The 19224-nt window shown below is 67.0% G+C and carries 15 protein-coding genes and 3 pseudogenes; 7 read left to right on the top strand and 11 right to left on the bottom strand.

All coding sequences use genetic code 11. The annotated features are described in order from the left end of the window. Positions 1–532 precede the first annotated feature (532 nt). A complete protein-coding gene (locus tag IEW15_RS12515) occupies positions 533–1102 on the top strand; it encodes a PadR family transcriptional regulator (RefSeq protein ID WP_188578328.1) in 570 nt (189 codons plus the stop codon). Positions 1103–1126: 24 nt separating this feature from the next. Here the strand turns inward: IEW15_RS12515 and IEW15_RS12510 are convergent, their stop codons facing one another. Together IEW15_RS12510 and IEW15_RS12505 are read right to left on the bottom strand one after the other, a co-directional pair. After that, on the bottom strand, positions 1127–1567 hold the full coding sequence (locus IEW15_RS12510) for a nuclear transport factor 2 family protein (protein WP_188578347.1): 441 nt from the start codon (positions 1565–1567) through the stop codon (positions 1127–1129). Between the two features lie 58 nt (positions 1568–1625). Continuing rightward, positions 1626–3627 (bottom strand): annotated as a pseudogene (locus tag IEW15_RS12505) (oxidoreductase). A gap of 324 nt (positions 3628–3951) precedes the next feature. Between IEW15_RS12505 and IEW15_RS12500 the strand changes: the two are divergent. Then, positions 3952–4368: a YciI family protein gene (locus IEW15_RS12500; protein WP_188578326.1), complete on the top strand. Its 417-nt coding sequence runs from the start codon at positions 3952–3954 to the stop codon at positions 4366–4368. Between the two features lie 180 nt (positions 4369–4548). On the opposite strand, the gene IEW15_RS12495 is transcribed toward IEW15_RS12500, so the two are convergent. Further along, positions 4549–5958: an amidase gene (locus IEW15_RS12495; RefSeq protein ID WP_188578323.1), complete on the bottom strand. Its 1410-nt coding sequence runs from the start codon at positions 5956–5958 to the stop codon at positions 4549–4551. 242 nt (positions 5959–6200) lie between these two features. Here IEW15_RS12495 and IEW15_RS12490 point away from each other — a divergent pair, with 242 nt between their 5' ends. The 5 genes from IEW15_RS12490 to IEW15_RS12470 all read left to right on the top strand — a co-directional run bounded on the left by IEW15_RS12490 (position 6201) and on the right by IEW15_RS12470 (position 11644). Further along, positions 6201–7235: an ABC transporter substrate-binding protein gene (locus IEW15_RS12490; protein WP_188578321.1), complete on the top strand. Its 1035-nt coding sequence runs from the start codon at positions 6201–6203 to the stop codon at positions 7233–7235. Between the two features lie 137 nt (positions 7236–7372). Further along, the gene (locus IEW15_RS12485; RefSeq protein WP_188578319.1) at positions 7373–8209 is read left to right on the top strand and encodes an SDR family oxidoreductase; all 837 of its coding nucleotides are present in this window, start codon (positions 7373–7375) and stop codon (positions 8207–8209) included. Continuing rightward, positions 8206–9339 carry a pyridoxal phosphate-dependent aminotransferase gene (locus tag IEW15_RS12480; protein ID WP_188578317.1) on the top strand — a complete coding sequence of 378 codons (1134 nt, stop codon included), beginning with the start codon at positions 8206–8208 and terminating at the stop codon, positions 9337–9339. The genes IEW15_RS12485 and IEW15_RS12480 overlap by 4 nt, the downstream gene beginning before the upstream one ends. A 36-nt stretch (positions 9340–9375) precedes the next feature. Beyond that, positions 9376–10257, top strand: coding sequence for an alpha/beta fold hydrolase (locus tag IEW15_RS12475; RefSeq protein ID WP_188578315.1), 882 nt, complete (start codon positions 9376–9378; stop codon positions 10255–10257). A gap of 4 nt (positions 10258–10261) precedes the next feature. Beyond that, the gene (locus IEW15_RS12470; RefSeq protein ID WP_229708055.1) at positions 10262–11644 is read left to right on the top strand and encodes a M20 family metallo-hydrolase; all 1383 of its coding nucleotides are present in this window, start codon (positions 10262–10264) and stop codon (positions 11642–11644) included. A gap of 36 nt (positions 11645–11680) precedes the next feature. Here the strand turns inward: IEW15_RS12470 and IEW15_RS12465 are convergent, their stop codons facing one another. The 8 genes and pseudogenes from IEW15_RS12465 to IEW15_RS12430 form a co-directional block, all read right to left on the bottom strand. Beyond that, a complete protein-coding gene (locus IEW15_RS12465) occupies positions 11681–11824 on the bottom strand; it encodes a hypothetical protein (protein WP_188578313.1) in 144 nt (47 codons plus the stop codon). Beyond that, the gene (cydB, locus tag IEW15_RS12460; RefSeq protein WP_188578311.1) at positions 11824–12831 is read right to left on the bottom strand and encodes a cytochrome d ubiquinol oxidase subunit II; all 1008 of its coding nucleotides are present in this window, start codon (positions 12829–12831) and stop codon (positions 11824–11826) included. The genes IEW15_RS12465 and cydB overlap by 1 nt, the downstream gene beginning before the upstream one ends. Beyond that, positions 12828–14285: a cytochrome ubiquinol oxidase subunit I gene (locus IEW15_RS12455; protein ID WP_188578309.1), complete on the bottom strand. Its 1458-nt coding sequence runs from the start codon at positions 14283–14285 to the stop codon at positions 12828–12830. The genes cydB and IEW15_RS12455 overlap by 4 nt, the downstream gene beginning before the upstream one ends. 501 nt (positions 14286–14786) lie before the next feature. Next, positions 14787–15136: pseudogene (locus IEW15_RS12450) on the bottom strand (YnfA family protein). Beyond that, positions 15133–16191 carry an AraC family transcriptional regulator gene (locus IEW15_RS12445; protein WP_188578307.1) on the bottom strand — a complete coding sequence of 353 codons (1059 nt, stop codon included), beginning with the start codon at positions 16189–16191 and terminating at the stop codon, positions 15133–15135. Before IEW15_RS12445 ends, IEW15_RS12450 begins: the two are co-directional and overlap by 4 nt. Positions 16192–16387: 196 nt before the next feature. Then, positions 16388–17143 carry a siderophore-iron reductase FhuF gene (gene fhuF, locus IEW15_RS12440; protein WP_188578305.1) on the bottom strand — a complete coding sequence of 252 codons (756 nt, stop codon included), beginning with the start codon at positions 17141–17143 and terminating at the stop codon, positions 16388–16390. A 107-nt stretch (positions 17144–17250) separates the two neighbouring features. Continuing rightward, positions 17251–17685, bottom strand: coding sequence for a DUF427 domain-containing protein (locus IEW15_RS12435; RefSeq protein ID WP_188578343.1), 435 nt, complete (start codon positions 17683–17685; stop codon positions 17251–17253). 44 nt (positions 17686–17729) lie between these two features. Then, positions 17730–19166, bottom strand: a pseudogene (locus IEW15_RS12430) (NAD-dependent succinate-semialdehyde dehydrogenase). Positions 19167–19224: the final 58 nt, after the last annotated feature.

Genomic DNA, 19224 nt, shown 5'->3' with positions numbered 1-19224 from the left:
GCCTCCGACGCAAGGTCGCCGCTTGGGACGACGACTTCCTCGCAAGCATCATCGCAGCTTAAAATTTTCACCCGATTCCCCTGATCATCGCGCCCTTTCCTACAGGCCCCGGCGGTCGTGACGCTGAAGTCGAAACGGGGAGCCATCGGCCACGGTCATGCAGGCTACGGTGCCATCAGTACGGATGGCCAGCCGGGTTGTATCAGCTTCAGCGTGGCGATGCCGTATCAGCTTCAGCGTGCCCGACCGATCGCTCGCCACCATCTCCGATGCGACGTAGCCGGGTCAGGCCCGCGATCGTTGAAGGCGATGCAGGACGCCGTCAGTGCCCGATAATCTGACATCAGCGAGGCCGCAATCAGCGGGGTAGCGGTGGGTGTATCAACTTCAGCGTCGCCTTGCCGGTCAGACGTCAGAACTTGTCACGGCGTCATATCATGCCGGCCCAGGTGCCCTGCTTGCGTCTTGACAGCCGGCCCTGCCGCCGTGGAGAGTGGCCGCGCCCCTTGTCAGGAAAGTCATCACCCAGCCCATGTCACTTCCCCACGCGCTGCTGACAGCCCTGATCGAACGGCCGGGATCCGGCCTGGAACTGGCCGGCCGTTTCGACCGGTCGATCGGCTATTTCTGGCAGGCGAGCCATCAGCAGATCTATCGCGAACTGGCGCGGCTGGAAGCCGCAGGCTGGGTGCAATCGATGGAGCCCGACAGCGGCCGGGGCCGTCGCCGCGACTATCGGATTCTGCCGGCGGGTCGCGCCGAACTGAAGCGCTGGGTGGAGGACAGGTCCGAGCCGAAGCCGCTGCGTGATGAATTGATGGTGCGGCTGCGTGCGGCGGCCGTGCTCGGCGATACCGCGCTGCCGGATGACCTGCGCCAACGTCTGGCATCTCACCGCGAGATGCTGGCCAATTATCTGGCGATCGAGGCCCGCGATTTCACACCGGCGCCCGCATCCCGCGAGCGCCGGCTACGCCATCTGGTGCTGAAGACCGGCATCCGTCACGAGCGGAGCTGGATCGACGTCTGTACGGAAGCTCTGGAGATCCTGAACGACCCGGCCGCGGACGCATCGATAGAGCGGCCCTCGACCGGATCGTAGACAGGGTCGCAGACAGGGCAGGCGTCAGGTCTTGGCCTTGAAGGCCGGCAGACTGCCGCCGACTCTGGCGCCCATCTCGGCGCCCAGCGCCTGAAGGCCGCTCATCGGGCGGATCATCACCTCGAAGTCCCGGATCAGGCCATCGGCGCCGAAACGGATCATGTCGATCCCCTTCAGCGACTTGCCGTTCACGGTGGCGCTGAACTCCAACACCACATCCAGCCCGTCATCCGACACGAAGCTGCGGTGATAGGTAAAATCCTTGAAGACCTGGATCACCGTGGTCAGGGCCAGCACCAGCGCATCAGCCGAGGCATAGGGCGCATGTGCCATCGGCGAGCGGAACATGGCATCCTCGGCCACGATCTCGCGCAGCCGGCTCAGATCGTCAGCGGCGATCATCTCATGCCAGAGGTTGAGGCTGGCGGCGACGGCGGGTGTGGCGGCACTGGGGATATGCGGGATGGTCACGGGCGTTTCCTCCTTGGTTTGTATCTTGTCTGTGGGTCAGATGGTCTGTGGGTCAAATGGCGGCGGCCAGTCGTGTGCCCTGGTCGATGGCACGCTTGGCATCCAGCTCGGTGGCAAGATCGGCACCGCCGATCAGGTGGACGGTGCAGCCGGCGGCCTCCAGGCCGGCCACAAGGCTGCGCTCCGGCTCCTGGCCGGCACAGATCACCACGGTATCGGCCAGAATGGTCGCGGGCGCGCCGCCGGTCTCGATCTCGACACCGTCATCGCCGATCCGCCGATAGCTGACGCCGCCGGTCATGGTCACACCGCGGGCCTGCAGGGCGGCGCGATGGATCCAGCCGGTGGTTTTGCCCAGACCGGCGCCGGGCCTGCCCGATTTGCGTTGCAGCAGATGCACCTGGCGCGCGGCGGCCTGTGGGGCGGGTCTGGTGACGCCGCCGGCGCTGGCCGGGTCCATATCCACGCCCCAATCCCGTGCGAAGGTGGCGATATCCGGCGGCCCCTCGCCCGCCGGGTGGCTCAACAATTCGGCGACGTCGAAGCCGATGCCGCCGGCACCGACGATCGCCACCCGCTCGCCCACGGGCGCGCGGTCGCGCAGCACGTCGAGATAGCCCAGCACCTTGGGATGGTCCAATCCCTCGATCGCAGGCTGGCGCGGCACCACGCCGGTTGCCAGCACCACGGCATCGAAGCCGGCTGATATCAGTTCATCCGCGCGCGCGATGCCCCAGATGCAGGGTCACGCCGCTGGTCTCGATCCGGCGCCGGAAATAGCGCAGGGTCTCGTGGAATTCTTCCTTGCCCGGACTGGTCTTGGCCAGATTGAACTGGCCGCCGATCTCGCCGGCGGCTTCGAACAGGACCACCTCATGGCCGCGTTCGGCCGCCGTGGTGGCAAAGGCCAGGCCAGCCGGCCCGGCGCCCACCACCGCCAGCCGTTTCGGCGCGTCAGCAGGTGCGATCACCAGTTCGGTTTCATTGCAGGCGCGCGGATTGACCAGACACGAGGTGATCTTGCCGCCGAAGGTGTGATCCAGGCAGGCCTGATTACAGCCGATGCAGGTGTTGATCTCGTCGGCGCGGCCGGTGCGGGCCTTGCGCATGAACGCGGCATCGGCCAGGAAGGGGCGGGCCATCGACACCATGTCGCAGGCGCCACCGGCCAGCAGCGTTTCGGCCAGTTCGGGCGTGTTGATGCGGTTGGTGGCGACCAGCGGCAGGCCGACATGGCCCTTCAGCCGTTGTGTCGCCCAGGCGAAGGCGCCGCGCGGCACCCGGGTCGCGATGGTCGGCACCCGCGCCTCGTGCCAGCCGATGCCGGTGTTGATGATGGTGGCGCCGGCGGCTTCGACGTGCCGTGCCAGCATCGCCACCTCGTCGAAGGTCGATCCGCCCTCGACCAGATCCAGCATCGACAGCCGATAGATGATGATGAAATCCGGGCCGACACGGTCGCGCACCCGCCGGACGATCTCGACCGGAAACCGGATGCGGTTTTCATAAGATCCGCCCCAGTCGTCGTCACGATGATTGGTGCGCGCGGCGATGAACTCGTTGATCAGATAGCCTTCCGACCCCATGATTTCGACGCCGTCATAGCCGGCCTCGCGCGCCAGGGCGGCGCAGCGGACGAAATCGGCGATGGTCTGCTCCACCTCGGCCGCGGTCAGCGCATGGGGCCGGGCCGGATTGATCGGCGCGCGGATCGCGCTCGGCGCCACCAGATCGCCATGATAGGCATAGCGGCCGAAATGCAGGATCTGCATGGCGATGCGGCCGCCTTCGGCGTGAACCGCATCGGTCACCACCCGGTGATGGCGCGCCTCGGCCGCCGTGGTCAGCATGGCGCCGCCCGCCATCGGCCGGCCGCGTTCATTGGGGGCAATACCACCGGTCACGATCAGCCCCACCTCACCACGCGCGCGCTCGGCATAGAACGCCGCCATGCGGGCAAAACCGTTGGGCGCTTCTTCCAGGCCCAGATGCATCGAGCCCATCAGCACCCGATTGCGCAGGGTGGTGAAGCCCAGATCCAGCGGCGCCATCATGGCGGGGAAGGGGGTGGAGATGGTGGAAGCGGACGGGGAAAAACCGGAAGGGGAGGGGGGCATCGCCCCGTTTGTCTCGGTGCTGTGCATGGCGGGCCTGCCTCATCAACGCGGGATCACGGTTTCTTGGAACCTGTTGCCGTTGAGACTATCCGGGTCACGGCATTCATGCAACTGGTTGCATAAACTGCCTTGGCATGGTCAGGTCACCATCCGGTCGCCAATTTGCCCCGCCGCCATGGCCGCAAACCGCGGCATACTGTGTGTTGGATCATCCAGACCAGGACATTGCCCTGAGCGCAGCCATCATGCGGAAGGCCGTCGATGCTCTACGCCATTCTATGTTATGACCGCGAAGACGTGGTCGCCGCATGGAGCCCGGTTCAGGAACAGGGCACCATGGCGCGGCTGGCGGCGGTGGAAGACGGGCTTGCCGCACAGGGACGCCTGGGGCCGGTTGCGCGGCTGATGCCCACCGCCCGGGCGGTGACGGTGACCAAGGGCGACGCGCCGCTGGTGATCGACGGCCCCTTCGCCGAAACTCGCGAACAACTTCTGGGCTTCTTCGTGGTCGACTGCGCATCGGTGGACGAGGCCGTGACAACCGCCCGCGACCTCGCCCGCGCCAATGCCGATGGTGCCGGGGTTTATGAAATCCGGCCGCTGGCGCTGTTCAGGCCGGGTGTTGCGGCCGGCGTGACAGACGGCCTGTCAGACACCACACCGTCACCGGCAGGGTGACGCCATAACCGATGATGGGCCAGGTGGCGCTGGCCGGGGAGGGGGCGCCGCAACAACCGGAAAAACGGGTCGTTGCGGCTTATCTGTCTGCGGTCTTGGTGGTGCTCATCGCGGGGGGCGGCTCCTGAATGACGGGCCACGCTGGCATCAGCCATGGCGCCCAGTCAAGCCGCGACGCGATCAGGCGAAGCCGGCGGGGCGCCGCGTGTGCCAGTCGGTGGCGGTCTGGAAGGCATGGCCGGCGCGGGCGACCAGGGCCTCGGCGAAGCGCGGGCCGGCGAACTGGCAGCCGATCGGGATGCCGGAGGCGCTGATCCCGCAGGGCACGGTCACGGTTGGCTGGCCCGCCACGTCGAAGGGGGCCGTGAACGGCCCGATCGCCAGGATCGCCGCCGGGTCTTCGCCCAGACCCGCCATATAATCCAGCGTCGGGCCGGCCACCGGCAGGCCCGGCACCAGCAGCACGTCGCAGGCGTCGTACACCGCCTCCATGGCGCCGGTAAAAGTCCGGCGGCGGTCCTGCGCCAGGGCCAGTTCGAAGGCGGTGTGGTGGTGGCCGCGATCGATCAGCGCCGCCAGGCGCGGCCCGAAATCATCCGGGCGCGTGGCCCAGTCGTCGCGATGAACGATGGCCGCTTCCACCGCGCATTGCACGGCCCAGCCCTCCAGCACCGGGTCGATCTCGGGCAGGCGCACATCCACCATCCGGGCACCGAGCCCGGTCATGACGTCGATCACATGGTCGATGGAGGCCAGCACCGCATCATCGGCGCGCGCGCGGAGCAGCCGCCAGTCGATGCCGATCGCCAGACCGCGCACCGGCCGGGCGATCTCGGCCGCATAATCCGGCACGGCGTCGCGGGCGGCTGTCGGGTCCAGCGGGTCGGGGCCGGCGATCACCCCCAGCATCGCCACCGCATCGGCAACACTGCGCGCCATCGGGCCGACATGGTCCAGCGATGGCGCCAGCGCCAGTGCGCCGGCCCGACTGACCCGGCCCCATGTCGGCTTGATACCGGTGATGCCGCAACAGGCAGATGGCAGGCGGATGCTGCCGCCGGTGTCGGTGCCGAGCGCCCCCCAGATCAGGCCGGCGGCCACAGCGACCCCCGATCCGCTCGACGAGGTGCCGGTCCAGTGTGCGGCGCCCCACGGGTTCACCGGCGCCACGGTGTCGGGGTGGTGGTCGGCATAGGCGCCTTCGGTCAGGGTCAACTTGCCAAGCAGAATGGCGCCGGCGGCGCGCAGCCGTGCCACCACGGTTGCATCGGCGGCGGGCCTGCGGCCACGCATCACCCGGCTGCCGAATTCGGTCGGCATATCGGCGGTGTCAAACAGATCCTTCACCGCCACCGGCACACCGTGCAGCGGCCCGCGGCACAGGCCGCGCGCGATCTCGGCCCGCGCCTGTTCGGCCCGCGCCAGGGCGCCGGCGGCGTCGACGGTCGCATAGGCATGCAACTGCCCGTCATGGCGGGCGATCCGGTCGTGCATCGCCTGAACCGCATCGACCGGCGACACCCGGCCGTGGCGGATCTCGAAGGCCAGTCGGATCAGACTCAGATGATGAAGAGGTGCCGTCGCGGACATCGGGGTGGATATCTCCCATGGGGATGCGGGCGTGAGGACCGGGGTCTGCCACCCATTATACAAGAATGCTGAATTCGTGCTCAAAATTTAGCATTGCCCAATAAATGGGCCGATTGAGATAGCGGCGTGGTCGGGTACCCAGCCGATTTCCGCTGTGAAGATGATGGCATGCATATTGCTACGTCATTCATGCACACCAATCCCCCGCCTTGCACACAAAAAAGCTCCGGAAGGCTGAACCCATGTATATGCGGATTGCGAAACAGGGCCTGCTCGCCCTCGGTCTGGCGGCAGCGGCGGTGGTTGGGCCGCTTGGCGGACCGTTGAACGGCGCCGCGCCGGCCAATGCCGCCGAAGCGGTGTCGGTGCGACTGAAATGGCTGCCCCAGGCCCAGTTCGCCGGCTTCTATGTCGCCAAGGCCAAGGGTTTCTATGAAGCCGAGGGCCTGGACATGACCATCAATCCCGGTGGTCCCAATCTGAATGCCGAGGCGTTGGTCGCCTCGGGCGCCGATACCTTCGGCCTTGGCAGCGGCACCGAAGCCGTGCTGTATGCGCGCGCCAAGGGGCTGCCGCTGGTGTGTATCGGCATGTCGCAGCAGAAGACGCCCTTCGCCTTCGTCGCCCGCGCCGCCAGCGGCATCAAGACCATCGAGGATTTCAAAGGCCGCAAGGTCGCCACCTGGTTCACCGGCCCGCAATATACCCTGTATTCGGTGCTGGCGGCGGCCAAGATCGACCAGTCGGAGCTGACGATCATGCCGCAGCCGGTGACGATGGCGCCGTTCATCGATGGCCAGTTCGATGTCGCAACCGTCACCTTCTATAATGAACTCAACACGCTGAAGGCGCAGGGCATCGATGACCTGACCGTGTTCACCCCCGATGATTATGGCGTCACCACCCAGCAGGACAGTTTTCTGGTCTCGGAAAAGGTGCTGGCCGAAAAGCCGGAGCTGGTCCAGGGTTTCCTGAACGCTACGCTCAAAGGTTGGAAATACGCGTTCGAACACAAGGATGAGGCGCTGGACATCGTCATGGCCGCGTCCGAGGGGCTGGAGCGCGGCCATCAGGCGCTGATGCTCGATGAAATCGAACGGTTGATGGTGGCCGGCCGTGCCGCCGAAGAGGGTCTGGGCGCGCTCGACATGGCCAGCCTCGAGAAGGTCCAGGCCGATCTGATCAGCTTCGGCGCGCTGAAGGAGCCGGTCGACCTGAAGGCCGCCTTCAACGAAACGGTGTGGGAGAAGGTGCCGGCCAGCGACAAGAAACTCTGATCCGATACCACGCCGCCGTCCCGCGCAGGATCTGCCTGGCACAGGGCGGCGGTTGACATTCCGGTCATCGGATACAATAGTAGCTTTATTGCATTCATAGACGCGCATGTTGCGTACAAAAGCGAGGGACTTGAGCGGTGGAGCTGGGTCTGAAAGGCAAGACGGTTCTGATCACCGGCGCATCCAAGGGCATCGGCCTTGCCGCCGCCTGGAGCTTCGCCCGTGAGGGTGCCACCCTGCATCTGGCGGCGCGATCCGGCGATGCGCTGGTTGAGGCGAAGGCGCTGATCGAGGCCGAATGCGGCGTTTCGGTCATCATCCACGCCATGGACCTGTCGAGCGACGCGCAGATGCTGGCACTGGCCGATGCCGCCGGCGATATCGACATCCTGATCAACAATGCCGGCAACATTCCTTCCGGTCCGATCGACGCCGTCGACGATGCGGCATGGCGGCGCGGCTTCGATCTGAAGGTGTTCGGCTATGTGTCGCTGACCCGGGTGGTCTATGCTCGCATGCAGACGCGTGGTCATGGCGTGATCATCAACGACATCGGCAATTCCGGTGAGAACTGGGATGCCAATTACATCGCCGGCTCCACCGGCAACGCGGCGTTGATGGCCTTCACCCGCGCGCTTGGCGGCGTGAGCCTGGATTACGGCATCCGCGTGCTGGGCGTGAACCCTGGACCGGTCGAAACCGATCGCATGGTGCGGCTGATGAAGCGGCGCGCGGTCGACATGTTCGGCGACGAAGGCCGCTGGCGCGAGCTGTTCGACCGTTATCCCGGCGGCCGCCCGGCCACGGCGGAAGAGGTCGCCGATCTGATGGTGTTTCTGGCCTCGCCGCGCGCCGGTTATGTCAGCGGCACGATCGTGACCATCGATGGCGGCATCGCCTCGCGCGGGTCGATCATCAAGGATGGCGGCCGTCGCGGGGCGGCCGCCGTCGCCCTTGAGGAGATCGAGGCGTGAGCACGCTGGACATCAAGAACGCCTATTTCGATCGGCTGTTCGCCGACGCGGACCTGAAATGGCTGGGCCAGAACACCAATCACGTGCCGATGCATCCGGCGGTTGGCGAGGCGATGCATGCGGCGATCGATGGCGAGCGCTTTCATGCCTATGCGCCGCCGGCAGGCCTTGAGGCGCTGCGCGCCGGCATCGTCGCCGATCTGGGCCTGCCCGGTGCCAGCGCCCTGGTCACCGATGGCGCGGTCGCGGCACTGGCGCTGATCTGCCGGGTGTTCTGCAAACCCGGCAGCCGGTTCGTGACCACCGATCCGGGCTGGAAATGGCCGCTGCAATTCGCGGCCCAGGCCGGTGCCGAGGTGGTGGAGATCCCGATCTGGGGCCCGGACTACAATTATCGGCTCAGCCCTGAGCGGCTGGCGGCCGAGGTCGACCACAACACCGCGATTATCTATCTGGTCGATCCCAACAACCCGCTCGGCATCACCTATACCGCCGACGAGATCGGCGCCTTCGCGGCGATCGCACGCGATGTGGGCGCCATCCTCATTCATGACAGCACCTATCGCGATTTCGCCCAGGGCCACACCCCCGCCAGCCTGATCTATCCGGAAGGCGCGGTGACGGTGGTCAGCTTCTCGAAATGGCTGGGGCTGGCCGGCATGCGCATCGGCGCGCTGGTCGCCTATCCAGACCTGATGGACAGGATCGCGCCGTTCTCCACGGCACCGCTTGGCGCCAATGTCGTGGCCCAGGCCGCCGCCCTTGCCGGGCTGTCGGTCAAGGCCGAATGGATGGCCGAGGTGCAGCGCATCCAGCGCCACAACCAGGATCTGATCAAGCAGGCGGTCGACCAATTGCCCGGCTTTTCGATGCCGGTCTATCCGTCGCATGGCAATTTCGTGGTGGTGGAATGCATCGAGGCCGGCATCCGCCCCGAAGCACTGGTTGCGGAATTCCAGACCGCAGGCATCATGATCAGGCAGGGTACCTATCACACCCCGCGTTTCGGCGACCGCTTCATCAAGGTCTCGACCAGCGTGCCGGTCGCCTGGATGGAAGCCTTCTGTGCCCTGCTGCCCGAGATGGCCGGGCGGGCGCGCAGCCGCAACGATATTCCGCCGCTGTTCTGATCCGCGTTCATCGCTCATCCAAGGTTCACACCCCCCATGCCTTATGCAACCGCCGCCGATGGCATCCGGCTTCACTATGAAGAGGCGGGATCGGGCACGCCGATCCTGTTCATCCACGAATTCGGCGGCGATTGCCGCGCCTGGGAACCGCAACTCAACTATTTCAGCCGCCGGCATCGCTGCATCACCTATTCGGCGCGTGGCTATGCGCCATCCGACATCCCCGCCGATGTCGATGCCTATTCGCAGGCGATCGCGGTCAGCGATGCGCTGGCGGTGCTCGATCATCTGGGCATTGCGCGTGCCCATATCGTCGGCCTGTCGATGGGCGGTTTCGCCACCCTGCATTTCGGCCTGATGGCGCCAGACCGGTCCTTGTCGCTCACCATAGCCGGGGCCGGCTATGGTGCCGAAAAGCAGTATGAGGATTATTTCCGGGGCGTCTCGCTGGAGGTGGCGGACCGCTTCGCCACGCTTGGCGCGGCCGAATTCTCGAAGACCTATGCGCTTGGTGCCAGCCGGGTGCAGTTCCAGAACAAGGATCCGCGTGGCTGGCAGGCCTTCGCCGACCGGCTGGCCCAGCATTCCGACATTGGGGCCGCCAACACCATGCGCGGCGTTCAGGCGCAGAGGCCCTCGATCTATGATCTGGAAGACCAGATCCGCGCCTGTGTGGTGCCGGCGCTGATCATGGTCGGCGATGAAGACGATCACTGCCTTCAGCCGGGCATCTTCATGAAGCGCTGCCTTCAGGCATCGGGTCTGGCGGTGCTGCCCAAGACCGGCCACACGCTCAATCTTGAGGAACCGGCGCTATTCAACCAGCTTCTCGCCGAGTTCATCGCCATGGTCGAGGCCGGGCGCTGGACGCCGCGCGATCCACGCGCCGAGGCTGGCCAGATCATGAAAACCACGTGAGGCGATGATGGCGGGCGATGGCGGGCTGATCGGCGGCGGTGCGGCGCCCGGATCCGATGACGACGACAACGCCTGGCGTCGCCGTACCGACTGGCGCCGCGAGCAGGGAGATGAGCAGATGCCGGTGGGGCAGCAGATCACCGAGGCGGCGGAGCGCGTGGTCGGCCATGTCTCGGCCGACAGGTTGTGGCAGCGTCATATGGACCTGGCCCGGTTCGGCGCCCGCGAGGATGGCGGGGTCGACCGTCAGGCGCTGTCGGCGGAAGAGATCGCCGCCCGCCAACACCTGATCGCGATCGTTCGTGCCCGCGGCCTGGGCGTCGCGACCGATCCGGCCGGCAATCTGTTTATTCGGCTGGCGGGCCGCGAACCGCATCTGCCGCCGGTTCTGTCGGGCTCGCATATCGACAGCCAGCCCACCGGCGGCCGGTTCGACGGCATCTTCGGCGTGCTGGCGGCCCTGGAGGTTCTGGAAGCGCTCCGCGACAGCGGCCATCAGCCCCGGCGCAGCATCGAGGCGGTGGCCTGGATGAACGAGGAAGGCTCGCGCTTCGCCCCGGGCATGATGGGCTCGGAAGCCTTTGCCGGCGTGCGACCGCTGGACGAAATTCTGGCAGTGGCTGATGCCGATGGTTGCAGCGTCGCCGAGGCGCTGGCACAGGTGAACGCGGCCTTCCCCGATGTGCCGGTGCGCGAGCTGGGCATGCCGGTCGAAGCTTATGTCGAAGCCCATATCGAACAGGGGCCGGTGCTGGAGGCGCAAGGCCGCGCCATCGGCGCCGTCACCGGCATTCAGGGCAAGCAGACCTTCCGCGTCACCGTGACCGGAGAGGAGGCCCATGCCGGCACGAAACCCATGGCCGAACGCCGCGATGCGCTGATCGCCGCCAGCGCCATGGTCCAGCGGCTGCACGGCATCGCGCGCGCGGCCGATGATGCGCTGATGTTCACGGTCGGCCGGTTCATCGTCTCACCCAACGCGCCCTCTGTGGTGCCGGCACGGGTGGTGTTCTCGATCGATCTGCGTCATTTCGACAGCGCCGTGGTGCGGCGCTTCGGCGATGCCGTCGCCGGCCTTTGTGCCGAACTGGCCCAGGGCTGTACGGTGCAGGTGGAACGGCTGGTCGATGCGCCGTCGCTGATCTTTCCCGACAGCCTCCGCCGCCGCACCCGCGACATCGCCGCCGTGCTCGGCCATGCCGCCATGGATCTGCCATCGGCGGCGGGGCACGATGCCCGCCATCTGAATGCGGTCGCCCCCTCGGCGATGATCTTCATCCCCTGTCACCAGGGGATCAGCCATCACCCCACCGAGCGGGCGGCGCCGGCGGATATCCACGCCGGCGCCCGGGTGCTGGCGGCCCTGCTGGTGGAGCTTGCAGGGTAGGAGGCAGGAGGCAGGGCGGCGTGGCGGGGCAGGGGATCAGGCCAGCCACGCCTTGATCACCAGCCCCACCGCCATGGTCACACCCACACCGGCGGCCCACAACCCCACGAACCACATCCATTGCCGTGCGCGGGGCCATTGCCGCGCATGTGGCCAGTGGCGCGTTTTCCTGTCGGCCATCAATGATACCCCTCATGGCCGGTCTTGCCGCGGAATACCCAATAGGCATAGCCGGTATAGGCCAGGATGATCGGGATCAGCACCACCGCGCCGACCAGCATGAAGATCAGGCTGTCATCGGGGGCGGCGGCCTGCCAGATGGTCACCGCCTGCGGTACCACATGCGGGAAGATGCTCACCCCCAGCCCGATCAGCCCCAGGGTGAAGAAGGCCAGCGCCATCAGGAACGGCATGAATTCCCAGCCGCGCCGCAGACCGATGAAGAACACCACCGTGCAGATCAGCACCAGCAGCGGCACCTGCGCCGTGAACAGCACCCGCGGCCACGCGAACCACGCCTCGTAATAGGCGCCCGACAGGAAGGGGGTCGCGGCGCTGACCGTGGCCATGCAGATCAGGGTCACGATGCCCAGATTGCGGGCGAGCGTATAGCATTTCAACTGCAGCACGCCGTCGGTCTTCATGATCAGCCATGTGGCGCCCAGCAGGGCATAGCCGATAACCAGGCTTGCCCCCACCAGCAGGCTGAACGGGGTCAGCCAGTCCCACCAGCCGCCGGCATAGGCGCGGCCTTCCACGGCGATGCCCTGCAACAGCGCGCCCAGTGTCACGCCCTGCGCGAAGGTCGCCACGATCGATCCGGCGGTGAAGGCGATGTCCCAGGTGCGGCGATGGCGGGGGTCGCGCCAGCGGAACTCAAAGGCGACGCCCCGGAAGATCAGCCCCAGCAGCATGGCGATGATCGGCGCATACAGGGCCGGCAGCACGATGGCATAGGCCAGCGGGAAGGCGGCCATCAGCCCGCCGCCGCCCAGGACCAGCCAGGTTTCGTTGCCGTCCCAGACGGGGGCCACCGTGTTCATCACCCGGCTGCGCTCCGGCCCCGGCTTGAAGCCGGGGAACAGGATGCCAAGGCCCAGATCGAAGCCATCCATCACCACATAGGCGAACACCGCGAAGGCGATGACGAAGGCCCAGATGGTCGGCAGGTCGAAGAAACCGGTCATCGCCGTGGCCCTCCCTCATGGGTTCCATGCTGGCCGCCGATCGCCCGGCCGGTGCTGACCGAACTGGCTGGCGTGATGCCGGCCGCGCGTACCGGTGGCTGGGCGTCGTCTTCCATGTCGCCGGCGGGGCCGGTGATCTGCGGCGGCTTGGCCATCAGCTTCAGGATATAAATCGTGCCGGCGCCGAAGACGATGAAATAGACCAGGATGAAAGCCAGCAGCGACGCCGCCACCGCCGGCGCATCCAGTGGCGAGGCCGATTGCGCGGTTCTCAACAGGCCATAGACCGTGAAGGGCTGGCGGCCGACTTCCGTGGTCACCCAGCCCGCGATCACCGCCACGAAACCGGCCGGCCCCATCAGCAGCGCGAAGCGGTGCAGGGGCCGCGACTGATGCAGATTGCCGCGCAGCCGCGCCAGCAGGCCGAAGCCGCCCAGGGCCAGCATCAGGAAGCCCAGCCCGACCATGATCCGGAACGACCAGAACACGATCGGCACATAGGGCCAGTCCGCCCGGTCGACCGTCTCCAGCCCGTCGAGCGGCGCATTCAGATCGTGCTTCAGGATCAGCGACGACGCCTTGGGGATCGAGATTTCATAGTCGACCGTCGCCCGTTCCTGATCGGGAATGCCGAACAGGATCAGCGGCGCGCCGTCGGGATGGCTCTGGAAATGGCCCTCCATGGCCATCACCTTGGCCGGCTGATGCTCCAGCGTGTTCAGGCCGTGCATGTCGCCGGCGAAGATCTGGATCGGCGCCGCCACCATCACCAGCCCCATGGCCATCGAGAACATCACCCGAGCGCCCTCATTGGCCCGATCGCGGAGCAGATGCCAGGCACCCACGGCGCCCACCACCAGGGCCGTGGTCAGATAGGCGGCCAGAACCGTGTGCACCAGACGATAGGGGAAAGACGGGTTGAAGATGATCTCCAGCCAGCTTTCGGGCACGAACTGGCCGACCTCGTTGATCGAGAACCCGGCCGGCGTCTGCATCCAGCTATTGGCCGACAGGATCCAGAAGGCCGAAATGAAGGTGCCGACGGCCACGGCCAGGGTTGCTGCGAAATGCAGCCCGCGTCCCACCCGGTTCATGCCGAACAGCATCACGCCCAGGAAGCCGGCTTCCAGGAAGAAGGCGGTCATCACCTCATAGGCCATCAGTGGCCCGATCACCGGCCCGGCCTTGTCGGAAAACACCGACCAGTTGGTGCCGAACTGGTACGACATCACGATGCCCGAGACAACGCCCATGCCGAAGGCCAGGGCGAAGATCTTCAGCCAGTATTTGAACAGCCCCAGATAGACGTCGCGGCCGGTCTTCAGCCACAGCGCCTCCAGCACCGCCAGATAGCTGGCAAGGCCGATCGAGAAGGCCGGAAAGATGAAATGGAACGACACGGTGAACGCGAACTGGATGCGGGCCAGCAGCACAGCGTCTGCCTGTTCAAACATCGCGCGCGCCTCCCCATCGGCCGGCCGGCGTGGCGCGGCGGCGCCGTTTCCGGTCCTCCGGGCTGGCTGATGTGGCTGCCATGGCTCATCTCCTCGGACACAGTTTCCGGTGCAGGTGTCTTGGGCGACCTGTCGGACGATCTCGGTGGTTTATGGACGCAGCAGGAACAACCACCTGACGCGGGTTAAGGTTGCGCGCGTCAGCGTTCCGGCAATGGCGACAACTCCGCGCATCCGGTTGCGGCCATGCAACCACTGCCGGGGCGCGGGCTCAAGCGTTCCAGTGTCGCAGGATCGAACCCCGGTTACCGATCGCCTGCGCGCGCATGCCGATATGGCCCGTCGCGGCGATTGGCGCGTAAGCCCTTCTCTTGGCCGGGGATCAGCGCGTGCAATGCGGCACGATATCGCCAAGGAGCGCCACCGGGGGCCATGGTCCCGGTGCGACATGGGTGTGCGTCCTGCGGCAGAAGGCCGCGCGCGCTCAGGCGTCGTGCGCGCTCAGGGGCCGCGCGGTGCGAACAGGATGATCGCCGCGCCGGCCAGACACATGGCACCGCCCGTCACATCCCAGCGGTCGGGGCGCGATCCTTCCGCCACCCACATCCAGATCAGTGACGACAGGATATAGATCCCGCCATAAGCGGCATAGGCGCGCCCGGCGAAAGCGGCGTCGACCCGGGTCAGCAGCCATGCGAAGGCGATCAGGCTGATCTCGCCCGGCACCAGCCACAGCGCGCTGCGATCCAGCGCCCCCCGTCCAGCCGCGTCCCCCGTGCCCATGTCCAGAAGGCGAAGCAGCCGGCAATCTCGGCCATGGCGGCCAGGGCATAGATCAGGATGGCCTTCATATGGCCTCTGTGCCGCCATCGCGCCGATAGCGGCCGGGGCTGACCCCGGTCCATTTGCGGAAGGCGCGATGGAAGGACGAGGGATCGGCGAAACCGGCGGCGGCGGCGGCATCGGCGACGCTGGCCGCCGGGTCGCGCAGCACCTCTGTGGCGATGTCCAGGCGCAGCGCGTCCTTGATGCTGCGATAGCTCTGGCCTTCCGCCGCCAGCCGGCGATGCAGGGTCGCCGTCGACACGCCGAAATCGGCCGCCAGCCGGTCGATATCCGGCCAGTCGTCGGGGTGGCGGTCGCGCAACTGGTGGCGCACCCGCACCAGCCAGGCATCGGCGTTACGATAACGCACCAGAATATTGCCCGGCGCCTGCTTCAGAAACCGGGTCAGCGAGCGGCGCGACCGGTCGACCGGCATCTCCAGCAGGCTGGCGGCGAACACCAGCCGGCTGACCGGCTGGCCGAAGCGCAGGTCATCGCAGAACAGCCGCCGGTAATCGTCGATATAGACCGGCGCCTTCGCCCGGATGTCGACGTGCTGGATGGCGATCCGCCGGCCGATCAGCCAGCAGGCGGCGCCATGCAGCATCAGCCAGATGGTGAAATCGGCGAAGGCACGCGGCGGGCCGGCATCGGTGGGCTGTGCCGACGCCGTCGCGGCTGCCATTGCCGACGGACGCCGGCCGCGCATCACCAGCTCGGCCTGATCGCCATGGCGCAGCAGGCGCAGATCCACGCCGTCGAAGGCCAGCATCAGAAACCGGGTCATGATCCGGAAGGCGGCGGCCAGATCGGGTGCCTTGCGCGCGGCGGCGCACATGAAGCCAAAACTGCCGCGTTTCAGCCGCCTTGGGTTCATCGCGAAGAATTCATCATCCAGCAGCAGGGTCAGGCCACGCCACAGCATGGCATACTGATCGGTCGTCACGCGGGCGCCGGGCCGCGTCAACGCCACCGGATCGATGCCGGCGGCCCGCAGAACCGGCCCCGTGTCCAGCCGCCGCAGATGGGCGCCGGCCAGGGCCTCGGCCACCAGATAGGCCGAAATGCTGCCGGGCGGCACAGCGGCCGGCTTCCCGCCCGGGCCCCCGGTCTTTCGCCCATCCGCCTCCCGCCCCTCGGTCGCCCACATCCTGGTCATGCGCCGCCATTCATCTGCCCCGTTCAGGGCATAAACCGAACCGCGCGCGCCGTAAAGGTCGATGATCGATGCGCGATGCGGTCAGGCGACCGGAGCGGCAAAATGGCGTTGCCGTCGCTCAGCCGCGATTGCGTGGCAGCGGGCAGGTCTCGCCGCAATCCGCCACCCCGGGCATCAGATAGCGCAGGCAGCAGACCTTGCGGGCATAGCTGGCGGTTGCGCCGCTGGACGGCTGCAACAGCATGTCGAACATCGGATTGGCAGCGCCAGAGGGCAAAGTGGGGGTTTCGATCAGCAGCCGGCGCGTCGCCTGTGCGATGCTGGCAATGTCGGCGGTGTCGTTGACGGCGGTGTCGTTGGCGGCCTCGGCCGCGGTTTCCATCGCCCAGATCAGCCGCACGGCCGCGTTGCACCACAGCAGCCTGGGTGCCAGCCGGACCGTATGGCTGACGGTGTCGACCAGCGGTGTCATATGGTTTTCGATCAACTCGACGATCACGCCCGAGGGGTCGCGATCGGGCAGGGCGGCGCCCGGATCGTCCAGCCGCATCGCCACCGGCAGGCCGTTATCGCCGATCACCCAGCGCACGTCATCCAGCCCCACCGCCAGCCGCCGCCCGGCCAGCATGGCGCCGGCCACCACCGGCACGGCGATGATCGCGAAATAGAATTGCGACCACAGCGATGCCGCACCCCGCCGGGCCGCCGGTGCCGCAGCACTGCCGCCGGCGCGGCGGATCATCATCTCGCCCAGATCCTCGCCCGCGATCAGCGCCCGGGCGCTCACTGCCGGGCGCGTGTCCTCCGGCCCCGCGACCATGCCGCGGAAACGGTCGAACGGTCCGCTGAAGGCGGGGTCCAGGGCTGGATGCATCGGCCGTGATCCTTGGGCGGCGACAGAACATCCATATTGATATTGATAATCACTCGCAATATCAACGGCAAAACCGGCGACTGCACGGGTTGCCATGCGATCATGGTTCAGTCCGTGGCATCATCCCGCAGGCTGATCGCGTCGACCCGGTCGGGATAGAACGCCAGATGATCCCTGATTGCTGCAACCGCGTCATGGGGCGCTTCATAGCTCCAGACCGCATTGGTCGCGGCGGTACCGCCGGCGGGGATGCTGTAATAGGACGCCTCACCCTTGTAAGGGCACCAGGTGGTGTGGTCGGTGCGGCTGAGTGCCGCCATGTCGACATCGGCGCGCGGCACATACAGCACCGCCGGATAGCCGGCTTCCCGCAGCGACAACGCCTTGCGGCTGTCGGCGACCACCTGGCCCGCAATGGTGACGACCGCCCGGCCGGCGGCGGGCGCGATGGTGATCGGATGGTCGGGACCGGGCTGAAGAACGGTACGATCGGTTATGACGGCACGACTTCCGGTTGAAGGGGGTGGTGTGATGCCAGACATGGCGGGCATCACGCCGGATCGCCGCCCCGCGGGGCGCGGCGGCCTTAGAACGCGGTGTTGTGGGCCACGAACTTGGTGTTGAGATAAGCCTCGATCGCCTCGCTGCCACCTTCGGACCCGTGACCACTTTCCTTGATCCCGCCGAACGGCACTTCCGGCAGCGCCAGCGCACCCTGATTGATCGAAATCATCCCGCTTTCGATATCGGCCGACAGATTGGCGGCGGTGCGCGCCGAGCTGGTATAGGCGTAAGCGGCCAGCCCATAAGGCAGGCGGTTGGCCTCGGCGATCAGCGCGTCGTAGTCGCTGAAGGTGGTCACCGGCACCACCGGGCCGAAGGGTTCCTCGTTCATGATCCGGGCTGAGAGCGGCACCCCGGTCAGCACGGTGGGCTTGAAGAAATAGCCGGTATTGCCAATGCGCTCGCCGCCGGTGCGCAGCGTGGCGCCACTGGCCAGCGCGTCGGCGACCAGCGCCTCCATGGCGTCGACCCGGCGGCTGTTGGCCAGCGGCCCCATCTGCACGCCGTCATCCAGGCCGTTGCCGACCTGGAGTGCGGCGGTGGCCTGGGTGAAATCGTCGACGAAACGGTCGGCCACCGCCTCGTGGACCAGGAAGCGGGTCGGCGACACGCAGACCTGACCGGCATTGCGGAATTTCTGCGCGGCCAGCGCCCTGGCGGCGCGGCTGGCATCGACATCGTCGAACACGATCGCCGGGGCATGGCCGCCCAGTTCCATGGTGGCAAGCTTCATATGCTGGCCGGCCAGCGCCGCCAGTTGCTTGCCGACCGCGGTCGAGCCGGTGAACGAGATCTTGCGGATCACCGGATGCGGGATCAGATAGGCCGAAATCTCGGCCGGCACGCCATAGACCAGATTGACCACGCCTGCCGGCAGCCCGGCATCGACATAGGCGCGGACCAGTTCGGCGCAGCTTGCCGGGGTTTCCTCAGGGCCCTTGACGATGATGGTGCAGCCGGCGGCCAGCGCCGCCGAAACCTTGCGCACCACCTGGTTGATCGGGAAATTTCACGGCGTGAAGGCCGCCACCGGCCCCACCGGCTCCCGCGTCACCAATTGCTGGGTGCCGGCGAAACGGGGCGGCACGATCCGGCCATAGGCGCGGCGGGCTTCCTCGGCGAACCACTCGATGATGTCGGCGGCGGCCATGGTCTCGGCCTTGGCCTCGGCCAGCGGCTTGCCCTGTTCCAGGGTCATGATCCGGGCGATGCTGTCGGCGCGATCGCGCAGCAGGCCGGCGGCCTTGCGCATCAGCTTCGACCGGTCATAGGCCGGAACCTTGCGCCAGGTCTTGAACGCGCGGTCGGCCGCCTCCAGCGCCCGGTCCAGATCGGCGGTGGTCGCATGGGCGACCCGGCCGATTTCCGCGGCCGTCGCCGGGTTCAGAACCGCCTCGTCGAAGCCGGTGCTGCCGGCGGTCCAGGCGCCGTCGATGTGGAGGCTGGTATTCGGGTACATGGGTCAGGTCGCTCCTTGGGGCGGGACGGGTCCGGGGGAATGATGGTGTGCGGGATCG

It is taken from the genome of Tistrella bauzanensis, from assembly GCF_014636235.1.
GTDB lineage: Bacteria > Pseudomonadota > Alphaproteobacteria > Tistrellales > Tistrellaceae > Tistrella > Tistrella bauzanensis.
The sequence above is the reverse complement of the archived record's forward strand: the minus strand, read 5'-3'. Positions and strand labels throughout refer to the sequence as shown.